Annotated in this window: 16 protein-coding genes and 1 tRNA gene; 4 read left to right on the top strand and 13 right to left on the bottom strand. The window is 57.7% G+C overall.

All coding sequences use genetic code 11. From position 1 onward, the window contains the following. The first annotated feature begins 167 nt into the window (after positions 1–167). Positions 168–602 (top strand): copper resistance protein NlpE N-terminal domain-containing protein, encoded by a 435-nt coding sequence (locus BQ5361_RS01725; RefSeq protein WP_052131023.1) that lies wholly within the window; start codon positions 168–170, stop codon positions 600–602. Positions 603–621: 19 nt separating this feature from the next. Here the strand turns inward: BQ5361_RS01725 and dinB are convergent, their stop codons facing one another. The 7 genes from dinB to BQ5361_RS01690 form a co-directional block, all read right to left on the bottom strand. Beyond that, positions 622–1,695, bottom strand: a complete 1,074-nt coding sequence (gene dinB / locus BQ5361_RS01720; protein ID WP_035472722.1) for a DNA polymerase IV — start codon at positions 1,693–1,695, stop codon at positions 622–624. Between the two features lie 139 nt (positions 1,696–1,834). Further along, complete coding sequence (locus BQ5361_RS01715) at positions 1,835–2,995, bottom strand: endonuclease/exonuclease/phosphatase family protein (protein WP_035472725.1); 1,161 nt, start codon at positions 2,993–2,995, stop codon at positions 1,835–1,837. 22 nt (positions 2,996–3,017) lie between these two features. Beyond that, complete coding sequence (locus tag BQ5361_RS01710; protein ID WP_022064142.1) at positions 3,018–3,686, bottom strand: rhomboid family intramembrane serine protease; 669 nt, start codon at positions 3,684–3,686, stop codon at positions 3,018–3,020. 73 nt (positions 3,687–3,759) lie between these two features. Next, the gene (gene mutL, locus BQ5361_RS01705) at positions 3,760–5,604 is read right to left on the bottom strand and encodes a DNA mismatch repair endonuclease MutL (protein ID WP_035472728.1); all 1,845 of its coding nucleotides are present in this window, start codon (positions 5,602–5,604) and stop codon (positions 3,760–3,762) included. Between the two features lie 27 nt (positions 5,605–5,631). Next, positions 5,632–5,919, bottom strand: coding sequence for a hypothetical protein (locus BQ5361_RS01700; RefSeq protein ID WP_052131024.1), 288 nt, complete (start codon positions 5,917–5,919; stop codon positions 5,632–5,634). Between the two features lie 129 nt (positions 5,920–6,048). Continuing rightward, positions 6,049–7,227: a molecular chaperone DnaJ gene (gene dnaJ / locus BQ5361_RS01695; protein ID WP_022064145.1), complete on the bottom strand. Its 1,179-nt coding sequence runs from the start codon at positions 7,225–7,227 to the stop codon at positions 6,049–6,051. Between the two features lie 87 nt (positions 7,228–7,314). Next, positions 7,315–7,902, bottom strand: coding sequence for a nucleotide exchange factor GrpE (locus tag BQ5361_RS01690; RefSeq protein WP_022064146.1), 588 nt, complete (start codon positions 7,900–7,902; stop codon positions 7,315–7,317). Between the two features lie 704 nt (positions 7,903–8,606). Between BQ5361_RS01690 and BQ5361_RS01685 the strand changes: the two genes are divergently transcribed. After that, positions 8,607–8,677 (top strand) — tRNA-Gln (locus BQ5361_RS01685). A gap of 109 nt (positions 8,678–8,786) precedes the next feature. On the opposite strand, the gene BQ5361_RS01680 is transcribed toward BQ5361_RS01685, so the two are convergent. Further along, complete coding sequence (locus tag BQ5361_RS01680) at positions 8,787–10,157, bottom strand: MATE family efflux transporter (protein WP_035472733.1); 1,371 nt, start codon at positions 10,155–10,157, stop codon at positions 8,787–8,789. A 269-nt stretch (positions 10,158–10,426) separates the two neighbouring features. Here BQ5361_RS01680 and BQ5361_RS10655 point away from each other — a divergent pair, with 269 nt between their 5' ends. Beyond that, a complete protein-coding gene (locus BQ5361_RS10655) occupies positions 10,427–10,588 on the top strand; it encodes a hypothetical protein (protein ID WP_022064149.1) in 162 nt (53 codons plus the stop codon). Positions 10,589–10,872: 284 nt separating this feature from the next. Further along, positions 10,873–12,462 carry a hypothetical protein gene (locus BQ5361_RS01675; RefSeq protein ID WP_035472739.1) on the top strand — a complete coding sequence of 530 codons (1,590 nt, stop codon included), beginning with the start codon at positions 10,873–10,875 and terminating at the stop codon, positions 12,460–12,462. A 113-nt stretch (positions 12,463–12,575) separates the two neighbouring features. On the opposite strand, the gene BQ5361_RS01670 is transcribed toward BQ5361_RS01675, so the two are convergent. From BQ5361_RS01670 to BQ5361_RS01655, 5 genes are all read right to left on the bottom strand, one after another. Then, entirely contained in the window at positions 12,576–13,871 is a 1,296-nt protein-coding gene (locus BQ5361_RS01670) for a cysteate synthase (protein WP_035472741.1), read from the bottom strand. Between the two features lie 184 nt (positions 13,872–14,055). Further along, positions 14,056–15,186: a carboxynorspermidine decarboxylase gene (nspC, locus tag BQ5361_RS01665; RefSeq protein WP_035473008.1), complete on the bottom strand. Its 1,131-nt coding sequence runs from the start codon at positions 15,184–15,186 to the stop codon at positions 14,056–14,058. Between the two features lie 227 nt (positions 15,187–15,413). Then, positions 15,414–17,285, bottom strand: a complete 1,872-nt coding sequence (locus tag BQ5361_RS01660; protein ID WP_143047460.1) for a fimbrillin family protein — start codon at positions 17,283–17,285, stop codon at positions 15,414–15,416. Positions 17,286–17,328: 43 nt separating this feature from the next. Then, complete coding sequence (locus tag BQ5361_RS10650) at positions 17,329–17,475, bottom strand: hypothetical protein (protein WP_154818434.1); 147 nt, start codon at positions 17,473–17,475, stop codon at positions 17,329–17,331. 369 nt (positions 17,476–17,844) lie between these two features. Then, on the bottom strand, positions 17,845–18,837 hold the full coding sequence (locus tag BQ5361_RS01655; protein ID WP_143047459.1) for a leucine-rich repeat domain-containing protein: 993 nt from the start codon (positions 18,835–18,837) through the stop codon (positions 17,845–17,847). Between the last annotated feature and the right edge of the window lie 31 nt (positions 18,838–18,868).

Here is an 18,868-nt window from a genome sequence, read left to right as displayed (position 1 = left end):
AGAAAAAATTTGCTGACAATCGTTTTGCGGCAAATCCCGGAAGCATCCGGAGTTTGTCCCGGTTTTTGTATGCCGACCATATGCATGCTCCGGAAAACGTCCGGAACAAAACACTCCGGCGAAACGGGCCAAGATACCCGTACCGCCGGACAAAAATATCCGAAGCGATGAAAAAAATTCCGATTCCGTTCCTGCTGTCACTCCTTCTGTTCCTGACGGTTCCCGCATGCCGCCATACACGCCAGTCTCCTATACGGAATGGCTCCGCTCCCGAGGTAGCTGCGGCAGTGGATTCCCACAACTCCCGCAATGCGCTCGACTGGGAGGGAAGCTATTCGGGAATCCTACCCTGCCCCGACCGTGGTACGGCAACCGTAAGGCTGACGCTCTCCGGGAGCAAATACCAGCTGCATATCCTCTACGGGAACGGAGAGACGAAAGAAACCGAAGGCGAATTCGTTTGGGATACCACGGGCGGAATCATCACGCTGCACGGAGAGGTTTTCCCATCCGTCTATCGTGTGGGCGAGAACCGTCTCATTCCGTACGGACCGAACGGCAATCCGCTTGGTCTTCCCGACTTGGAGAAAGAGGGACATTAATGCCACGCCCTCTTCCCTCTCACTCCTCCGGAAAATCGAATTCGAGCTGTCCGCACTGCGGCTGTTCGAGGTCGGCGGGATTGCCGATACTCAGCCCCAGCAGCCTTACCTTGCCGTAGATAAGGTCTACGCCCGACAGCAGACCGAGCGACGCATCGAGGAACTGTCCATACTCTGTCACGAATCCAGGAAACGTATGACTTCGGGTTATCTGCCTGAAATCGGAATACTTAATTTTGAGCGTCACCGTCCGCCCGTAGAAATCGCGCCGGCCCGCACGACGCCAAACCTCCTCCGCCGTAGCACGCAGTTCGCGTTCGAGCATCTCCGGTTCCCCTATGTCGGCGAAAAAGGTATTCTCGCATCCCACCGACTTGCGGACCCTGTCCGGCGTGACCTCACGGTTATCTATTGCACGGGCATTGAGATAATACGTATGCCCCGCCTTGCCGAAGTGCCATACCAGTTCGGCCTCGCTGCGCATCTTCAGGTCCGCTCCGGTATGGATGCCCATCCCGTGCATCCTGTCGGCGGTCACCTTCCCGACTCCCCAGAACTGCTCTATCTTCAGCCCTTCGACGAAGGCCTCGGCCTCTTCGCCCGTCACCACCGTCAGTCCGTCGGGTTTGTTGTAATCCGAAGCTATCTTGGCGAGAAACTTATTGACCGACACGCCGGCCGATGCAGTCAGACCGGTGGCCTCCCTTATCCGCCGGCGAATGTCCGAAGCGATGATGGTGGCCGAAGGCATGTTGTAGTGATTCACCGTGACATCGAGGTAAGCCTCGTCGAGCGAAAGGGGCTCCACCCGGTCGGTATAGTCGAAAAAGATATCCATTATCCGGTGCGACACTTCCCGATAGACGTCGAACCTCGCCGGCACGAACACGAGTCCGGGACATCGCGCCAGTGCGGCCCGCGACGACATGGCCGAACGCACCCCGTACCGGCGGGCCTCGTAGCTCGCAGCAGCTACCACCCCCCGTTCGCCCGAATGTCCCACGGCAACGGGCACTCCCCGCAGCCGGGGATTGTCCCGCTGCTCGATGGAGGCATAGAAAGCATCCATATCGATATGGATTATCTTACGCATCGGCAGGATGAGATGAAGAGACTATACGGAAGAGGCGGTACGGCAGCCATCTTTCGGCGGTACAGGGGCTGGACAAGCGGCCCCGTCCAATCATAACGGAAAGCGGAGACCCGATAGTACGCACCGTTCCCGAAAGGCCCTACTCCGCCGCAAGTTCCAGACCGGCGGCTACCGGCATATGGTCGGAATAGACATTGTCGAACGTGTAGTAGTGCAAGACCTCCACCCCCTCCGAGACGAGGATATAGTCTATCCGGAACATGTTGAAAAGCCTGTCGTACGTACCCGAAGTCCCCGACCCCTTCTCTACGAAAGCATCGCGGAGACCGTGCGTCACCCGCCGGTAAGCGAACGACGCAGGCGTATCGTTGAAGTCACCGCATACGACAACCGGATAGGGCGACTGCGCAACATACTCCGCCACCAGTTCGGCCTGGGGAGCACGGCGCATATAGCTCTCGCGCAGTTTGCCTGCTATCTCCGAAAACCGGGCCCGCGTACGCTCTTCCGAAACGAATTTCAGACTGGAAAGGTAGTCGATATCGTCGTTGTCGATATAAGTGGAATTAAGATGATTGTTGAACACCCGTACCGTATCCCGCTGTATCCGGATGTCAGCCCACATGGAGAAGGCACGGTCGCTGCCGTCGGCAGGCAGCAGCCCCGAAGCCACTATCGGATAACGGCTGTAAATTCCCAATCCCGTGAAATAACTCCCCTCCGACCATTCGAGTTCGTAGGGAAATGCCTTGTAGTATTTCAGGTCGGGTATAAACGAATTGACAGCGGGTTTGGAGAGGTCGCCGCCGAGCTCCTGAAAACAAACGATATCGGTATTGTTGGCATTGACGAGGTCGGCTATCAACTGTACGGTGGGCTTTCCCTCTCCGGCGAAACGGTTGTTGAACCCCATCACATTGTAACTCATAACCACCAGTTCACTCCGCGAGGGTTTGGGCTCCGCATAACGCTTGCGCAGGTCGGGCCGATAGAAACGGCCTGCCGCCCCGATTCCGAGCAGGAGCACCGCAGCCACACCGAACGCATACTTCTTCCATCGTACCACCCACCACAGACCCAACAGTACCTCGGCGACATAGATGGCCGGAAAGACCAGGCCGGGAAAAGCGAATATCCATGCTTTGCGGGGGTCGATATACGCCGCCAGGTAGGCGGTAACGAGCAACAGCGTACACAAGACCGTCAGCACGAGCATGACGATGTCGATTATCCTGACAGCCAACGGAGCACCCGACCGCTGCCGTCGGGCCTTCTTCTGGTAATACCCGTAATCTTCCATGACAACCGCGGAGCGGTACCCGCTAATAATATATCCAACCCTTCTTCTTCCAATACCACAGCAGCAGCCAGCCGAAGAGCATGCCGCCCAGATGGGCGAAGTGGGCCACGCCGCCGCGGCCGCTGATGCCCGCTACGAGTTCGATGACACCGTATATCACCACGAACCATTTAGCTTTCAAAGCGATGGGTGGAAAAACAAGCATAATGACGTTGTTCGGATGAAGCAGGCCGAACGCAAGCAGCAGGCCGAATACCGCACCCGAAGCGCCTATCGTATAGGTATGCGCATAACGGGCGAGCAAGGCGGGCGGCACACCGGGGTCGGCAGCGGCGGCCGCATACTCTATCCAGTTCACCCCGAGCTGTATCAGCCCGGCCCCGATACCGCAGACGATGTAATAGGTGAGGAAACGCCGGCTGCCGAGGTCGTATTCCAATCCCCTGCCGAACATCCACAGGGCGAACATATTGAAGAAGATATGCCCGAAATTGGCATGCAGGAACATATAGGTCAGCGGCTGCCAGATATGGAAATCGCCCCCTTTCCAGAAACTCAGCGCCCCGAATTCGAGCAGCGCATTGCTTATCCTTCCCGGCAGCAGTATCTCCGCCAGAAAGACGAGAATGTTTATTATCAGCAGGTTCGCCACTACGGGCGGGGTTCTGAAAGCCCCGTTAGCTATCGCCATGACAATCTGTTTTTCTTTCGTTCACACCGGCCCGCAGGCCGTAACCGTCCGCCCGTCTTCCGGCGGCACGCCGCTACTTTCGGAAAAGTTTCCTTATCTCATCCGGTGCCATCCGGACGAGGACCGGACGCCCGTCATAGGTATGGTTATACCGTCCGCCGTCGGAGAGCGCCTCCATGATAGCGGTCATCTCGCCTTCGGAGTAGCCGGAAGGCGCACGCTTCGCCCCGTCGCGGGCCAGTACGGCCGCCAGACGCTCCCGCCCCTCTTCGACAGGCTGCGTTCCGTCTGAAAGGGCATCCATGATGTCGTACAGCAAATCCTGTATCTCATCGACCGAGAAATCGGCGGGAATGCCCGTCACCTCGATGCTGTTTTCATCCCGTCTGACATACTCAAATCCCAGCGCGAGAAACTCCTCGTACCGCTCGGTCAACAGTGCGGTATCATCGGCCGAAAAGACGAGTACCTCCGGAAACATCAGTTTCTGTGTGACGGAGGTTTCGTTGCCCAGCATCACCCGGTAACGTCCAAACAGAATAGCCTCCCTGGCTCGCCGAAGGTCTACCAGCACCAGCTCGCCGGAACAGGAGGTGGCCGCATAACCGCCTCCCAGCGCGAGTGCGCCACGGAAGCCTTCCGCCGAGTCGCCGAACGGCAGCTCTCCGCCGCCCGGTCCCTCCTCGATATACTCCAGCACGGAGCTGTCGAAACGCTCCACGGCATCGTCCCGGCCGATACCGGCCAAAGTATCGTACCCGCCGGTAAAATCCGACAGCCCCGCCTGCGAACGCCGCCCCATCCCTTCGCTCCGGAAAGGGTTGTACGAAGGATTGGTCGCCGCGGGGGGTATCCGCTCTATCGGGCCCTCTTTCCTGACGGGAATCTCCACGCTTCCCCCATCGTCGAAATCCATGAACGAAACGGCTCCCGTTTTGGCGAGCGATTCCCGCACCGATGCGTGTATTATCTGCCATATCGCGGGCCCGTCGTCGAACCGTACCTCTATCTTCTGGGGGTGGATATTCACATCTATCTTGTCGGGGTCCACCTCGAAAAAGAGAAAATAGGAGGGCTGCGTTCCGGCGGGAATCAGCTTCTCGTAAGCCTGCATGACGGCTTTATGAAAATAGGGGCTCTTGAAGAACCGGCCGTTCACGTACATGTACTGCTCGCGGTTGGTCTGCTTGCTGGACGAAGGCTTTCCGACGAAACCGGTGATTTTCACCAGCGACGTCTCGGTTCCCACTTCCAGCAGATTGCCGGCGGCGTGCTTTCCGACAAGACCCACGATTCGCTGCTTGAGTCCCGAAGGATGGAGCGTGTACACCGGAGCATCCTCCCCGTAAAGCGAGAACGACATCTCCGGATGACACATGGCCACCCGCCTGAACTCTTCGGCGATATGACGCGGTTCGGTCGTACTCTTGTCCAGAGCCCGGCGTCGGGCCGGTACGTTGAAGAAGAGATTTTTCACCGCGAACTGGCTCCCGACCGGCGCCACGACATTCTCCTGCGACTGGAAGCGGCTTCCTTCGACGACCAACTGCGTGCCGAGCTCGTCCTCCGGCCGGCGCGTAGTCAGCTCCACATGCGCGATGGCCGCGATGGAGGCCAGCGCCTCGCCGCGGAACCCGAACGTATGCAGCGCATAGACATCCTCTATGCGCGTTATCTTGCTCGTCGCATGCTTGTCAAATGCCATCCGCGCATCCAGAGGCGACATACCCTCTCCGTCATCGATGACTTTGATAAGCTCCTTGCCCCCGTTGCGATAACTCACGGTGATGGCTGTCGCACCGGCGTCCACGGAGTTTTCCATCATCTCCTTGACCACCGATGCGGGACGGTTCACCACTTCTCCCGCCGCAATCTGGCTTGCGACGGTATCGGGCAGCAATCTTATCTTGTCTGGCATCCTGTAAACTGCGGAAAATTAAAACGGTCAACTGATTACCCACACCACGGCCACGACCAGCGCAGCGAGTATCACCAGCAGGAAAAGCACGCGTCCCGTCCTTCTCCTGCCGCGCCGGCGGCCGGCCTCCGACTCCATCATGCGCTGCATTCTCCGCCGGCGCAGCATATCGCCGGGAACATACTCCCCCTCAGTTGCGGGACGCGCTCCGAGCAGCTCTTCGCGCCGCTTCTCACGCGCCTCCTTCTCCGGGTCATAATAACGCGGCCGGTAATCGAACTGTCGCGGTTTGGGCGTATAAAAGAATCTTGCCATACTTCTGCGGGGTTACGTGACGTTGCCTTCGGTCCGAACGGTCATAATAACGCGCGTCCGTACCGTTCAAGTATCCGCTGCCGGAACCGAAAGTGCACGAACGCCGCTGTGACCGAACAAATATACTCCTTATCTGAAGAAATTCCGCATGCGCTCGAATATATTTTGTTCCGGCCGCGAGTTGTCGGGCGTGCCGAACGACGGACTCTGCGCAAGCTGTTCGACCGTCTTCCGCTCCTCAACAGAGAGTTTCGACGGCACGTCGATGTCAACCACGACCAGAATGTCGCCCCGGCCCCGGCCATTGATATCCGGAATACCCTTCCCGCGCAGGCGCAATACGCTCCCCGCCTTGGTCCCGGCTGCTACCTTCACCTTCGCACGGCCTTCCACGGTCGGAACCTCTATCGTTCCGCCCAGCACCGCCGTCGGTATCGAAATTTTATGGCTGTGCAGCAAGTCGTTGCCGTCGCGCACGAGCTGCGGGTCGCGCTCCTCCTCGATGACCACCAGCAAATCGCCGTTGATGCCGCCTCTGCGGGCCGCATTCCCCTTGCCGCTGACCGACAGCTGCATGCCTTCGCCCACACCGGCAGGTATCTTTATCTCCACGACCTCCTCGCCGCGTACAACACCTTCCCCCTTGCACTTGGGACACGGGTCGGTAATGACCTCGCCGCTGCCCTGACATGTAGGACAGGCACGCTGCGTCTGCGTCCGCCCGAAGAAGCTGTCAACCACCTCGGTCACCACACCCGTTCCGTTGCAGGTCTTGCATTTGGAAACTCCCGAAGGGGTACGGGCCCCGCTGCCACCGCACTGGTCGCAGACGACGAACTTGCTTATCTTCAACTTCTTCGTCGTCCCGTTCACGATTTCCTTAAGCGTCAGCCGTACCTTTACCCGCAGGTCGGAACCCCGGTTCACCCGACGGGCTCCGCCGGCCGAACCGCCAAAACCGCCAAAACCGCTGAAGCCTCCGAAACCGCCGCCGAAGTGACCGCCGAATATATCGCCGAACTGGCTGAATATATCCTCCATGGAGAATCCGCCGCTGCTGTACGTTCCGCCGCCCGCCGGGCCGTTCATGCCTGCGTGTCCGAACTGGTCGTAACGCGCCTTCTTGTCCGGATTGCTCAGGACATCATACGCCTCGGCCGCCTCCTTGAACTTCTCCTCAGCCTCCTTGTCTCCCGGATTCTTGTCCGGATGGTATTTCAGGGCGGCCTTCCGATACGCCTTTTTTATCTCATCTGCGCTGGCGCTACGTTCCACGCCCAGCACCTCATAGTAATCCCTTTTTGCCATATCAAATCACGGGACGCAACGTCCCCGCCTCTTATCTTCTCTTTTACGATACCCGCCGCCGGGCCGGCTTTCCGTCCGGATACGGCGCTACTCGCCTACCACCACCTTGCTGTGGCGTATGACCTTGTCGTGCAGTTTGTACCCTTTCTGTACGACATCGACGATTTTCCCCTTCTGTTTCTTGTCCGGAGCCGGTATCTTCGCTACGGCTTCATGAAAATCGGTATCGAGCTCCTGCCCGAAAGCCTCTATCTCCGACAGCCCTTTGGTACGGAGCGTATCCCTCAACTTGTTCGAGATAAGCACCACTCCCTCACGGACAGCCTCCACGTCCGACGCCTTCTGCGTGGCATCAAGGGCCCGTTCAAGGTCGTCCATAACCGGCAACAATGCCTTGATGACATCCTCGCCGGCGGAAGAGATAAGGTCCATCTTCTCCTTCAGCGTCCGTTTGCGGTAGTTATCGAACTCGGCCGAAAGCCTGACGTACTTATCGCGCCACTGCGCAGCCTCTTCTGCCATTTTTACAGCGGCGGAGTCCTTTTCAGCCTCCTCTTCTGCCATCTTGACACCGGCACCCTCCGTCGCTTCCTGCGGACCGTTTCCGGCGGCATCGGCAGGTTGTTCCTTAACTTCCTCTTGTTCTGACTTTTTCGTCTCCTTATCCTTACTCATGGCTATCTGTTTGATTTTTTCCGCCCTTACAGGCTCAAAATATATACCAAGCACACGCGGCCCACAATCATGCCACATGGAGCAGGCAGAGTGCAAAATAACGGAAAATTAACGGGTTTAGAAAATTTCAGCCGAGGCCTTTCCTCCGGGGATGCAAAAAACACGTTCCGGGAGGTATATTCCCGGAACGACACAACACAACTAAAACTGATAAAATCTGACACAGACCGCCGTATACGGACGGCCTATCTCTTTGCTGCAAAACCTTTTCCTTTCTTTTACAGTATCCCTCTCACACTGCATCCGCACGACATACTCCGGTAAAGCACGGGATTACCGCCACAAAAATAATCTGTTTTTCTCGACTTTCAAATATTATTTATCGTTAATCAATAATAATATATCAAATTCCGCATCATACCATCCCCGCATTCCGCACCTGCGCATCCTGCCGCATCGAGACGACCGGAAAACTGTACACCGCCGTATTTTAATAGACGGACAACCTCTCTTTCCCATAACAACCGAAAGAGATAATTTTCTCATACGCACCATATGCGATACATAATAATATTTATTACAAATATAAACAAATCACAATATACTATGCAATACATACAATACATTTTTTCGATAAAAAACACGAAAAATGTTGCGGGAATAAAAATTTAGCCCTATTTTTGCTCCGCTTTTTCAAGGAATATTGGGCTATGGTGTAATGGTAACACTACAGATTCTGGTCCTGTCATTCTTGGTTCGAATCCAGGTAGCCCAACAGGAAAAGCGAAAGGGAGGTACGGATATCGTATCTCCCTTTCTGTTATACGGGTGCGGCCCAGGCTCGTCCGCGCCGCAGCACATGCCCCCATGCACGACGGCCTGGGTCAGGAAACGGCCGAATGCCGCATGGAGTGCCGGCGTCCGATACGAAAAACTGCCGCAATCACCACCGCTGTCAGAATCTCCGACAGGGGCAGGGCCAGCCAAATGCCCACTGCACCCAACGCCCTGGGGAGCAGAATAAAGCTCGGTATCAGAAACATGAATCCGCGCAGCATGGCAAAACACGTAGCAGGCAGCACCTTCCCGATGCTTTGGTAATACCCTACCACGGCAAGGTTCGCAATAAAGAAAATGAACCCCGCCCCGATATAGGGGAACCCCTCTATCGCAATACGTGCGGCGATATCGCCGGGATTCAGGAAAAGTCCCACGAGCTGTTTCGGGAAAAGCACGAAAGCGGCCGTCGCCACCGTACCGCACATCAGAGCAGCAGTCAATGAAGCTCCCAGAGTCGCATGCACCCGTTCCGTCTTTCCGATGCCCGCATTGAAACTGATAATCGGCTGGGCAGACTGCGCGATGGCATTTCCTATCATAAAGACGAAGGGCAGATAGTAACAGCTCACGCCGAAAGCCCCCACTCCATCGTCCCCGAGATACTGCATGAAGACGTGGTTCCCGACGAACATCAGCGTCGCCATCGTCGCCTCGCCCAGCAGCGCCGAAAATCCCAGCCGACATTGGCTGCCTATGTTCCGTCCGAAAAATGCGAAGGCCTTCTTGCCGAACCGCAGGCGGCACAGACGCAGGTGCCGCGCCCGAAACGTCAGGTAACCCGCCGCGATGCACGTTCCCGTCAGGCAGCTTATCGAAGTCGCGAATGCCGCCCCCCTCACGCCCCAGCCGAAAGGAAAAATAAAGAGCCAGTCGAGCACCACATTGACGAAAGCAGCAAGCAGGTTGCACCACATGGCGAGTTTCGGAGCACCGTCCAGACGCAGGGCGAACATGGCGACCGCCGTCCACAACGTAAAGAGCATCGAAGGGGCGAACCAGACGAGATAATCCACCACCATCGGCAGCAAACGTTCGGAAGAGCCGAGCCAATAGGCCGTCCCCTCCGGAAAAAGCATGACGGCGCCGACCAAGGGCAGAGCGACGGCCGTCACGAAAAGCAGCGCCTGGGTGACATTCACACGCGCCATGCGGGCCCTGCCCCTCGAAAGGCAAAGGGATGCGGTTATCGAACTGCCCATTCCCACCATCAGGCCGAAGCCCGTCAGCACCATCAGCAGCGGCACACAGATATTGACCGCCGCGATTCCATCGCTCCCCACGCCGTGTCCGATAAAGATGCCGTCTATCGTCGTCACTGCCGACACGCCCAACATGCCGAGCAGGGTGGGAAAAAATACCTGCCCGAACAAGACCGAAATCTTCTCGGTACCCCATTCAATCGTCTTCTGTTTCATACTGCAACATTTCGGTTGGCAAGACGCCCGCCGCACCGCCCCAACGAGAAGTGCCGAATAAGCCGATTGGTTCTACCCAGCCATCTTATCCGGCACCTCCGCCCTCCGATGAGGATTACAAAACGTCCTGTTTTCGTTATGTCGCCGCAAAGATGGGTCAAATAATCCGGACGTCCAAACCCTCTTCCGACCCCGGCCGGCGGACCGCTGGCAGGGTATTTGATACCTGAACCGGAAACGACAAAACTCGAATCAAAAAAATACAGGCTATGAAAAAGGAAGAGAAGCTATCGGCGGAGCTCCGCGAGAAGGTGGCAGAGGTCAGACTCGACAATGAGGGAAAACCGGAAAACCAGAAGGTCACACGCAAAGAGGTCGCAGCGGAGGTCAAAAAGATAAACCCCGACTGCAACAGTCTCGACCGGGGATAACGACCGACGGCTACACGACCCGGAACATCCCGGCCGGCAGCGACAGCACTCCCGTCTCCGCAGTGTAAAGACGGCTGCCAAACTCCGCAGGCGGCGCGAAAACATTCGCGCCGCCTGTTCCGTATTGCGGCCGATAGGTCTCCGCGAAACACCCGCCGCCCGTCGGGGAAATAGGGCTTCCCCCTGCATTTTACGCAACCAATGCAACAAAACGCCTCCTTCATGCATCATACGGATAAACGGGATGTTCTACCCGCCCGTTAAACGAACCTAAACCGAATACCATGAACTTCAAAAGACTGTTCTCTGCGATGTTTGCTATCGCATGGGCTACCGCCTGTACCACCACCTGTCCACCACCTCCTCCGCCGCCTCCACCACCGCCACCGTCGGGGCCTCCCCTGTTCACCGAACTCTCCGGAGCAGAATATTACGGTGACAAGTTCGGCGGCGACGTCGGCTACTACCGTCTCACCTTCACCGAAGGGGATTACGAACTCCGAATAGGACTGTTCTCCTGCACGGTAGACGAAACCATCTTCGCCATCAGACTGGTCGCCGGCACCTACGAATATGCCGAGCGGGAGTCGCTTTGCATCAAAACCTTCTTTCCCGCCGATAACACGGCGGACGAAGGCTCGCTGCTCATGGACCACGGTACCCCCATACCCCTCACGGACGGACAGCTCTCCATCCTCTCCTCTGCGGGCGGCTACCTCATCCGCGGAGAGTTCTACGCCGGCGAACAGCTTATCCAATGCAAATACAGCGGTCCCATCCACATCGACGACCGGAGCGACCGGTTTCTGCACCGAGCCGACAGGCTCTCCCTCCGATACATAGGCGGATATCCGCTCCATGCACCGCGACACGGCCTGCTGCATATCGTCATGGAGCATTCCGAAACTCCCGGCGAAGGACTGCAGTTGGCCCTGACCGTTCCCTTGCCCGAAGAGGGTAGCTACCCGGCCGACAACGTGACGCTCCCGACGGGCATCTTCCACGTCTCCACGGATTGGGAGCGCACTTACAGAGTGCTGAAAAGTTATGCCAATGAATTTCAGACACTCGAATACACCCTTGTCGACGGAACAATCGCCTCCGGCATACTCATCGACGACGGCACCATCTCCATCACCGACGACGAAGGCGTCTATAAAATCTCTACCGAACTGACAGGCATCCGTTTCACCGTAACGGACGGTTCCATACATCTGCACCAACGGAGCGATATCATCCGTTGGGAGTTCGAAGGCGTACCGCCGACACACGCAATAGACATGACCGCTCCCGCCTCTTCGCTCGACAGCGACCTACAATTGACCGGTTTGTCACTTTTCCGGGCCGACACCGACGACTCATGGCCGCCCCGCGACAAAAAGGGAAACGTTCCGGGAAAATTCTGGCGCATCCTGCTGTATGAAGAGGGAGTAACGGTTCTGACCGCCCCCGACGGTACCCTCTCCGTCAGCGGCGAGGGAGACCTGATAGGTATTCAGCTACTAGCCGACTCGGCCGCAACCCTACCGCTGGGCAGCTACCCGCTGTACGACCGGTACGAAATCCCCGAAGCCGCGGGATATGCCCTGCCGGGAACTCCGGAGGTAAACTGCGGGCAGGCGTCGATATTCGATACGGGTGCCGGCTGCTGGTATGCGCACTTTGCCCCCGACAGCACGGGAACATCCGCCCCGACTCTCCGTGCAGGAGCCGTCCAAGGCGAAACGATACTCTGCGAAACGGCCGACGGCCAACTGCAAATCGACCTTTCGCTGAAAGATAAATACGGCCACGCCGTGACGGGGAATTTCCTCTACCCTCTTTCTCCGGAGGAGGTGCTCCCACCAGCCGGAGAAGCACCGGAAGCACCCTGAACAGGCGACACGGCAGGCGGAACCTGCGGCACGGCCTCTCCTGCCGGGAAAAAAGCGGGCAGGCCCCGACGGACCTGCCCGATATAACCCGACGAAGTCACCGCAGGAAATGACTATTGGACGAACAGGGCCTCCGTCCTGCCGATGATATCCGTTTCGGAAGCCGTCAGAGGGAATACGATGGAGGGTTTCAGATACCACATCTGCCGGCCCGCCTTGTAGCGTCTCTCCCCGCCTCCGGTCACGTTCAGCATGACGACATCCTCCCTGCCTACCTTGCCCTGCTTCACGGCCTGTATCAGCGAATCCACCGCCACCGCAGCGGCATGGTGTATGTCGATGCCCTCCGTCTGCTCGAAAAGTTTGGACGCCCGGCGAAGGGCCGCATTGGTCGAAACGAAGAAATCGCCGCCGCTCTCTTTCAAGGCATCGTACAGTCCGCCCGCCAGACCGTAAGGGGGACGGCGGTTGGATAGCACCTTGGCATCGATGATACCCGCATCGCGGCGTGCGCGGTGGTCGTCGTAGGGCAGCATGTGCCGCGAGTCGGCCCGCCACGCATCGTACATCGGAACGAAGGGAGCGTTCTGCGAAACCATGAGCTTCATACGGTTGGGGCCGAAGCGACCGTCCGCCTCCAGGCGCATGGCCGCTTCCCATGCGGCGATGGCGCCCGTTCCACTGCCCACGGCCTGGAAATAGTAGTCCGGGATACGCCCGATGAAGGCCGCCGCAGAAAGCACCGTGGTCGCCATACCGTCGCGGCGCGCCACATTCTTGGCACCTCCTTCGGCGATGAAACGCCCCGATTTGAGCGCCACATTGCTCAGATGAATGGCATCGAAATAATCGCCACCCTTCTGGGCGGCTATCAGCTTCACGCAGTCGTTGAGCGGTTCCTCGAACCACAGCGCATCGAGATTGTCCTCCGGTACGCTCAGCAGCAGCGGTATATTGTTTTCCGAACACACCTTCGCGAACGCACGCGCGGTATTGCCCGCCGAGGCCACGACAAGTATGCGTCCGGCCGACTCGTCGAAACGGCCGCATACGCTGTACGCCTCGGTCTCCTTGAAGGAACAGGTGGTCATCTCCGCCCCCTTTTCCGGGAAATAGCCGCTGAACGTAATATAGAGGTTATCGAGTCCCAGATGGGCGGCCAGTCCCTCGCTTTTGTAGGTTACCGGTGCGGCCGACCCCTTCAGGGTACGCCGGACGGGAAGCCAGTCGCAGAACTTGTAAATTCCGCTGTCGTCGCTCCGTATATCGATGCACTTCACTTCATATTCGGTTCTGATAAGGGAAGGGGTATTGCACTGCCTGTCCTCAAGCACCAGACCATCGTCTTCGAACACGCGTCCCGTAGCCACACAGCGCAGTTTATACTTCGTAGGCCGGAAATCTTCCATATCTATCTATTTGGTTTGGACTGCAAATATAGCAAAATTATATTCGCTGAAATACGAAAGTGCATGTCGGGCCAAAGGCCGGCGCACGCTCGCAAAGCAATTCGTTTGAAGCAAATATAAAAAACATATTCGATGAAAACCGAAAACGGTCGTCGGGCGAAAACCTGGCCTGAGGTCGCTCTCCTCACGACATTCTGTCACGGAAATCGCGGTAACCGAACCGTTTTACCACTTCCAGCTTCCCGTTTTCATGCACAATGGCTATCGAGGGGTGGGAAACCCCGTTGAACATCGTGGTCTTCACCATCGTGTAGTGTATCATATCCTCGAACACCACCCGGTCGCCCACCGAAGGTTCCGTATCGAACGCCCAGTCGCCCTTGTAATCGCCCGCCAGGCAGCAGTTGCCGCCCATGCGCCAGCGCACCTCCCCGGGCCGGGGCTCGTGCGCCCCCACGATGGCGGGCTTGTAGGGCATCTCCAGCGTATCGGGCATGTGGCATGCGAACGAAACGTTCAGCATCGCCGTATTCACCCCGCCATTGCGGACAATATCCTCCACTGTCGCAACGAGCCATCCCGTACGCCATGTGAACGCACTCCCCGGTTCCAGAATGATGCGCAGGTGGGGATACCGCGCGCGGAACCCGCGCAGGATATCGATAAGTTCCTCCTCGTCGTAATCTTCCGCCGTCATCAGATGGCCACCGCCCATGTTCACCCACCGCACCTGCGGCAGCAGGTGGCCGAACCGCTCCTCGAACGCCCCGAGCGTCGCGCGCAGGTCGGCCGGCCGCGACTCGCAAAGGGTATGGAAATGAAGCCCCTCCACCCCTTCCGGCAGCCGGGGCAGGTCGGCAGCCGGAATACCGAGCCGCGAATCGGGCGACGCCGGATTATAGAGGTCGGTCGCCACCGTCGAATAGGCCGGGTTCACCCGCAGCCCGCAGGATATGCCGTTCAGCAGGGCCCGGGCGCCGAAGCGCTCCCACTGTCCCAGCGAATTGAACGTAATGTGGTCGCTGCAACGCATTATCTCCGGAAAATCGTTTTCGGTATAGACAGGCGCATAGGTATGCGCCCGGCTGCCATACTCTTCGAGCACGAGGCGCGCTTCCGCCACGGAACTCGCCGTAGCCCCGTCGGAATGTTCCCGCAACAGCGGGAATATGCGCCACATCGCACACGCCTTCAGCGCCACGATTATTTCTACACCCGCAGCCCGACGCACCTTGTCGATGACCGCAAGGTTCCTGCACAACAGCCGTTCGTCGAGTACGAAGCAGGGCGACGGCACCTTATCGAAATCCACCATGACAACAATTTCTGCAAATATACGAATATTCGCCGAAGGCTGAAAGCGGTCTTCGGACGACAGCCCGACCCGCAGAGACAGGCGCGATTCGTCCGAATCAGCCGGAACCATCCACCCGTAAACGCCGGTACGGCAGCGCAAAGTGCGCTGCCGTACCGGTATCGGAAAAGATATACCGGGCGGCCTTTCCCGGGTGCCGCCCGGCGCCCCTGCGGGGCCAAGCGGCATTACTGTATGTCGGAATAATCGGGCCTGTCCGTTCCGGCAGCACCGGCTCCCCGGTACAAACCGGTACGCGCCTCACCTCCGTTTACGGTCACGTTCGTATAGCTATTGTTTTCATTGAACGTATATTCATACCAGTCGTTCCCGACCACAGGCTTTGCCTGACGTCCCGCACCGTCGGTATCCACAACACCCGTCAGATGCGTATTCTCGACCGAGCAGTTCTCGATGCGTCCCGTACAGCGTCCCGCAATACCGCCCGTATAGAACTCGGACCTGACAGCTATACCGCCACCAATCGAAGTACCACCGCGCCACGTATTGACCAACGCTGCATCGAATACCCGGCAATTTACAATCGACGACGCCGCACCCGCTTCACTGCCTGCATAATCCGTATTCTTTTCAAAAGAATCCACTCCGGTTTCCAGTGCACCTACGATACCACCTACATAACAGTTATATGCATTGGCATCTATCAGTGCAGTCATATTCGTAGACACGGACCCCGTGAACGAACAGTTCGCAGCCTCGAGTACCGCCCCCATAGGAACGAACCCTACCAGACCGCCCCCGAACATGTGGTTGGAGTCACCGTATCTGGTAGCCGTTATGGAACCGGAAGCATGCACGTTGTCGAGCGTCAGCGTACCGTCCTTCACCTTACCCACGATAAGGCCGCCTTCGCTCGCATCGCCTTCCAGCGACTCCACTTTCACGTTCAGGTTCACGATTGCGGCATCGCCCGTGGTTGTAGCGAAAATACCGGCCTGCTCGCTGCTCACCGAGCCGACCGTACCCATGTCTATGGTATGTCCGTCGCCGTCCAGCGTTCCGCCGAAATCGGTGATGTTAGGCATCGCATCCAGCGTCATGTCATCGGTCAGGATGAAATAGCCGTCCTTGTCGTTGTTGATGGCATCGAGGGTTCCATCCTCGATATAGGTCACCTCCTCGTTCTGGAGCGAAGCCACATCCATCTTCACGGTGTAACGCGTGGCCGCCGCGAGCTCCGTAGCCGCGAAACTCGCCGTATATCTCTTGCCGCTCTGCCCCGACCGGGTAATGACCGTCACGTCCATCCGCGCAGACCGGCCGCCGAGGTCGAGCGGAACGATGCCGACCATATATCCGGCCGGGTCGCCGGATGCGGAAACACCGGGAAGCACCCGCACCGCCGCGTTCACATCCGCAGCCGAGAAGACGGGCTCAGCGGTGCCTGCGAAATCCACCGTACCGCCGTCATAGAAGGTATATCCGTCAAGACCGACCGTTACCGACTGTACCGTTTCACCCTCCGCAAGGCCCGTCACGTTCACATCAAGACGCGCCAGAGAGGGACGGAAAGCGAAACCGGCCGGCAGCGTAAACTCCGTAGTCCCCGCCTCGACGGAATACTCGCCCGTCGCGTAAGCCACTCCGAGGGTATAATCCGACAGGTTTCCGTTCTGTACGGCGGGCAGCCCGAAAGCGAGTGTCCCCGCCCGCAGGTCGGCATTCACGCCGGTCACTCCCGACCCGTAATAGTAGGCGTATATTTTGGTCAATACCGTAGTCTCCTCGCCGACAGTCACACTCCCCGTAAAGTCGGAAACGGCCCCCGCCTGCGACGCCCTGAACTCAAAAGGCCCGTATGTCCGGCCGGCAGCATCCGCGAAACCGACCATGATTACGTCGTCCTCTTCCCACAGGGCGGCCAAATCGTCGTATGAGACACGCGTATCCCCCTCCGACACATAAACTCCCCGCGTCAGGGCACCGATGGTCATCTCTATTGTGCGCATCCCGCCGGCAGATGCTCCGGGTTCGCTCCCGGTACAGGAAGCGAGGAGCGCAACGGCCCCCGCCGCCAACAACAACAATTGCCTCTTCATACTTTCTTCTCCCCTGAAATCGTTTTTAAATTGTACGTCCGTTCTACTCCCAGGGCTGCAGTTCGCCCCCCTCTTCGTAATCGCCCGCCGAAGGCAGGGATTGTGCGATGCCCGTTTCGAGCCTGACCTCCGTCGTTTCAATCTTCGGTGCCGCATAAGCGGCGCGGATATCCTCCTTGATACTCATCATGCCGATAAAGAACATTAAAAAGTTAAACCTGTATTTTTGAATTTCATTATCAATCACTCAAGGTGTTCCGCCGGCCCATGCGACCCGAACCCGTTTTGTTTCCGTTACGAAGCCGCCGTACCGATACCGCATCCGGCCGCTCCACACGAATTTCACGCTGCAAACTTATACTACAAAAAACATTAATATATAGCAACTTACAAACATTTTTTCCAGAATTTGCAAACACTTCCTCCTGCGGTACGGCGCCGTCCAATTTCCACGCGGCTCATAGCTGCTCATCCGCTGGGATTTACGCAGCCCGTCAGGCATAAAAAACACCGGCGGGCAATTGCCCGCCGGTGCTGTCGGAGCCGTCACGGCCCTCGGTTATTTCACGACCACTTCGGCCGTATCGTCCTTCAGGAGCGTCTCCACCTTCTGTCCTTTCCGCTGGTAAATCGTTCTGAGGTCGGGACACCCTGCACAATAGACCCCCTCCATTCTGGATGCGCACCCGCTGATATCGAGCTCCGTGAACTTGTTCAGTCCGGCATAGATGAGCGCAAGCTCCGGATTGTTGCTGAGGTCTACGGAGAGCATGTTGCACGAAACGATATTCAACTCTTCCAACGCCGGATTGTGCGTCACGTCGATTTCGGTGATGTTACCGCTTCCGACCGACAGCCGCCGAAGCCCCGCCATCGCCGACACATCCACCGAAGGAATCCGCGTACCGGAACAATCCAGCACCTCCAGTCCGGAATTGTTGCTCAAATCCAACTCCGCCAACGCTTCGTTGCCGGAAACCGACAGTTCACGGAGCGCCGCATTGGCTCTCACATCGACCGATGCCAGTCGGTTACTGCCGAGATTGAGCACCTCCAACGCCGTATTGCCGGAGACATCCACCGCAGCCACCCCGTTCCAGGCGATATTCAGCTCCCGCAGCGCAGTATTCGCACGCACGTCAAGCGATTCCAGCTCGTTGCGGCTGAGGTTGAGTACCTCCAGTTTCGTATTGGCCGACACATCCAGCCCCGTCAGCGGCCGCGTATGCTCGAAATCGCCGCAGAACTCGAAGGTCTTCAGGTTGGGGAAAGAGGCGATACCCTCGACGGAGGCGATTTCCCAATTCTCCGTTACCCGAATAGCGGTGACCTCCTCGGCCTCCGCTTTCGAAATGCGGCCGTCTTTGTCCTTGTCGAACTGCTTTACCAGAAAGGCGGAAAAGAGCGGGTCGGGTATCTCCACATATTCCTCCTCCAAGGAGCCTCCCGGTTTCCCGTTGTCATCGCCAGTTCCTGTGCCTCCTGCGGGTTCGGAACACCCCGCCAGCCAGAGGCATGACGAAGCGAACAACAGCCAAATGCTTCTTTTCATCTGTTCAATAGGTTTTAAGGTTAAAAAATAC

Origin of the sequence: Tidjanibacter massiliensis (genome assembly GCF_900104605.1) — a bacterium.
Taxonomy (GTDB): Bacteria; Bacteroidota; Bacteroidia; order Bacteroidales; family Rikenellaceae; genus Tidjanibacter; species Tidjanibacter inops.
This window is presented reverse-complemented; position numbering and strand designations above follow the sequence as displayed.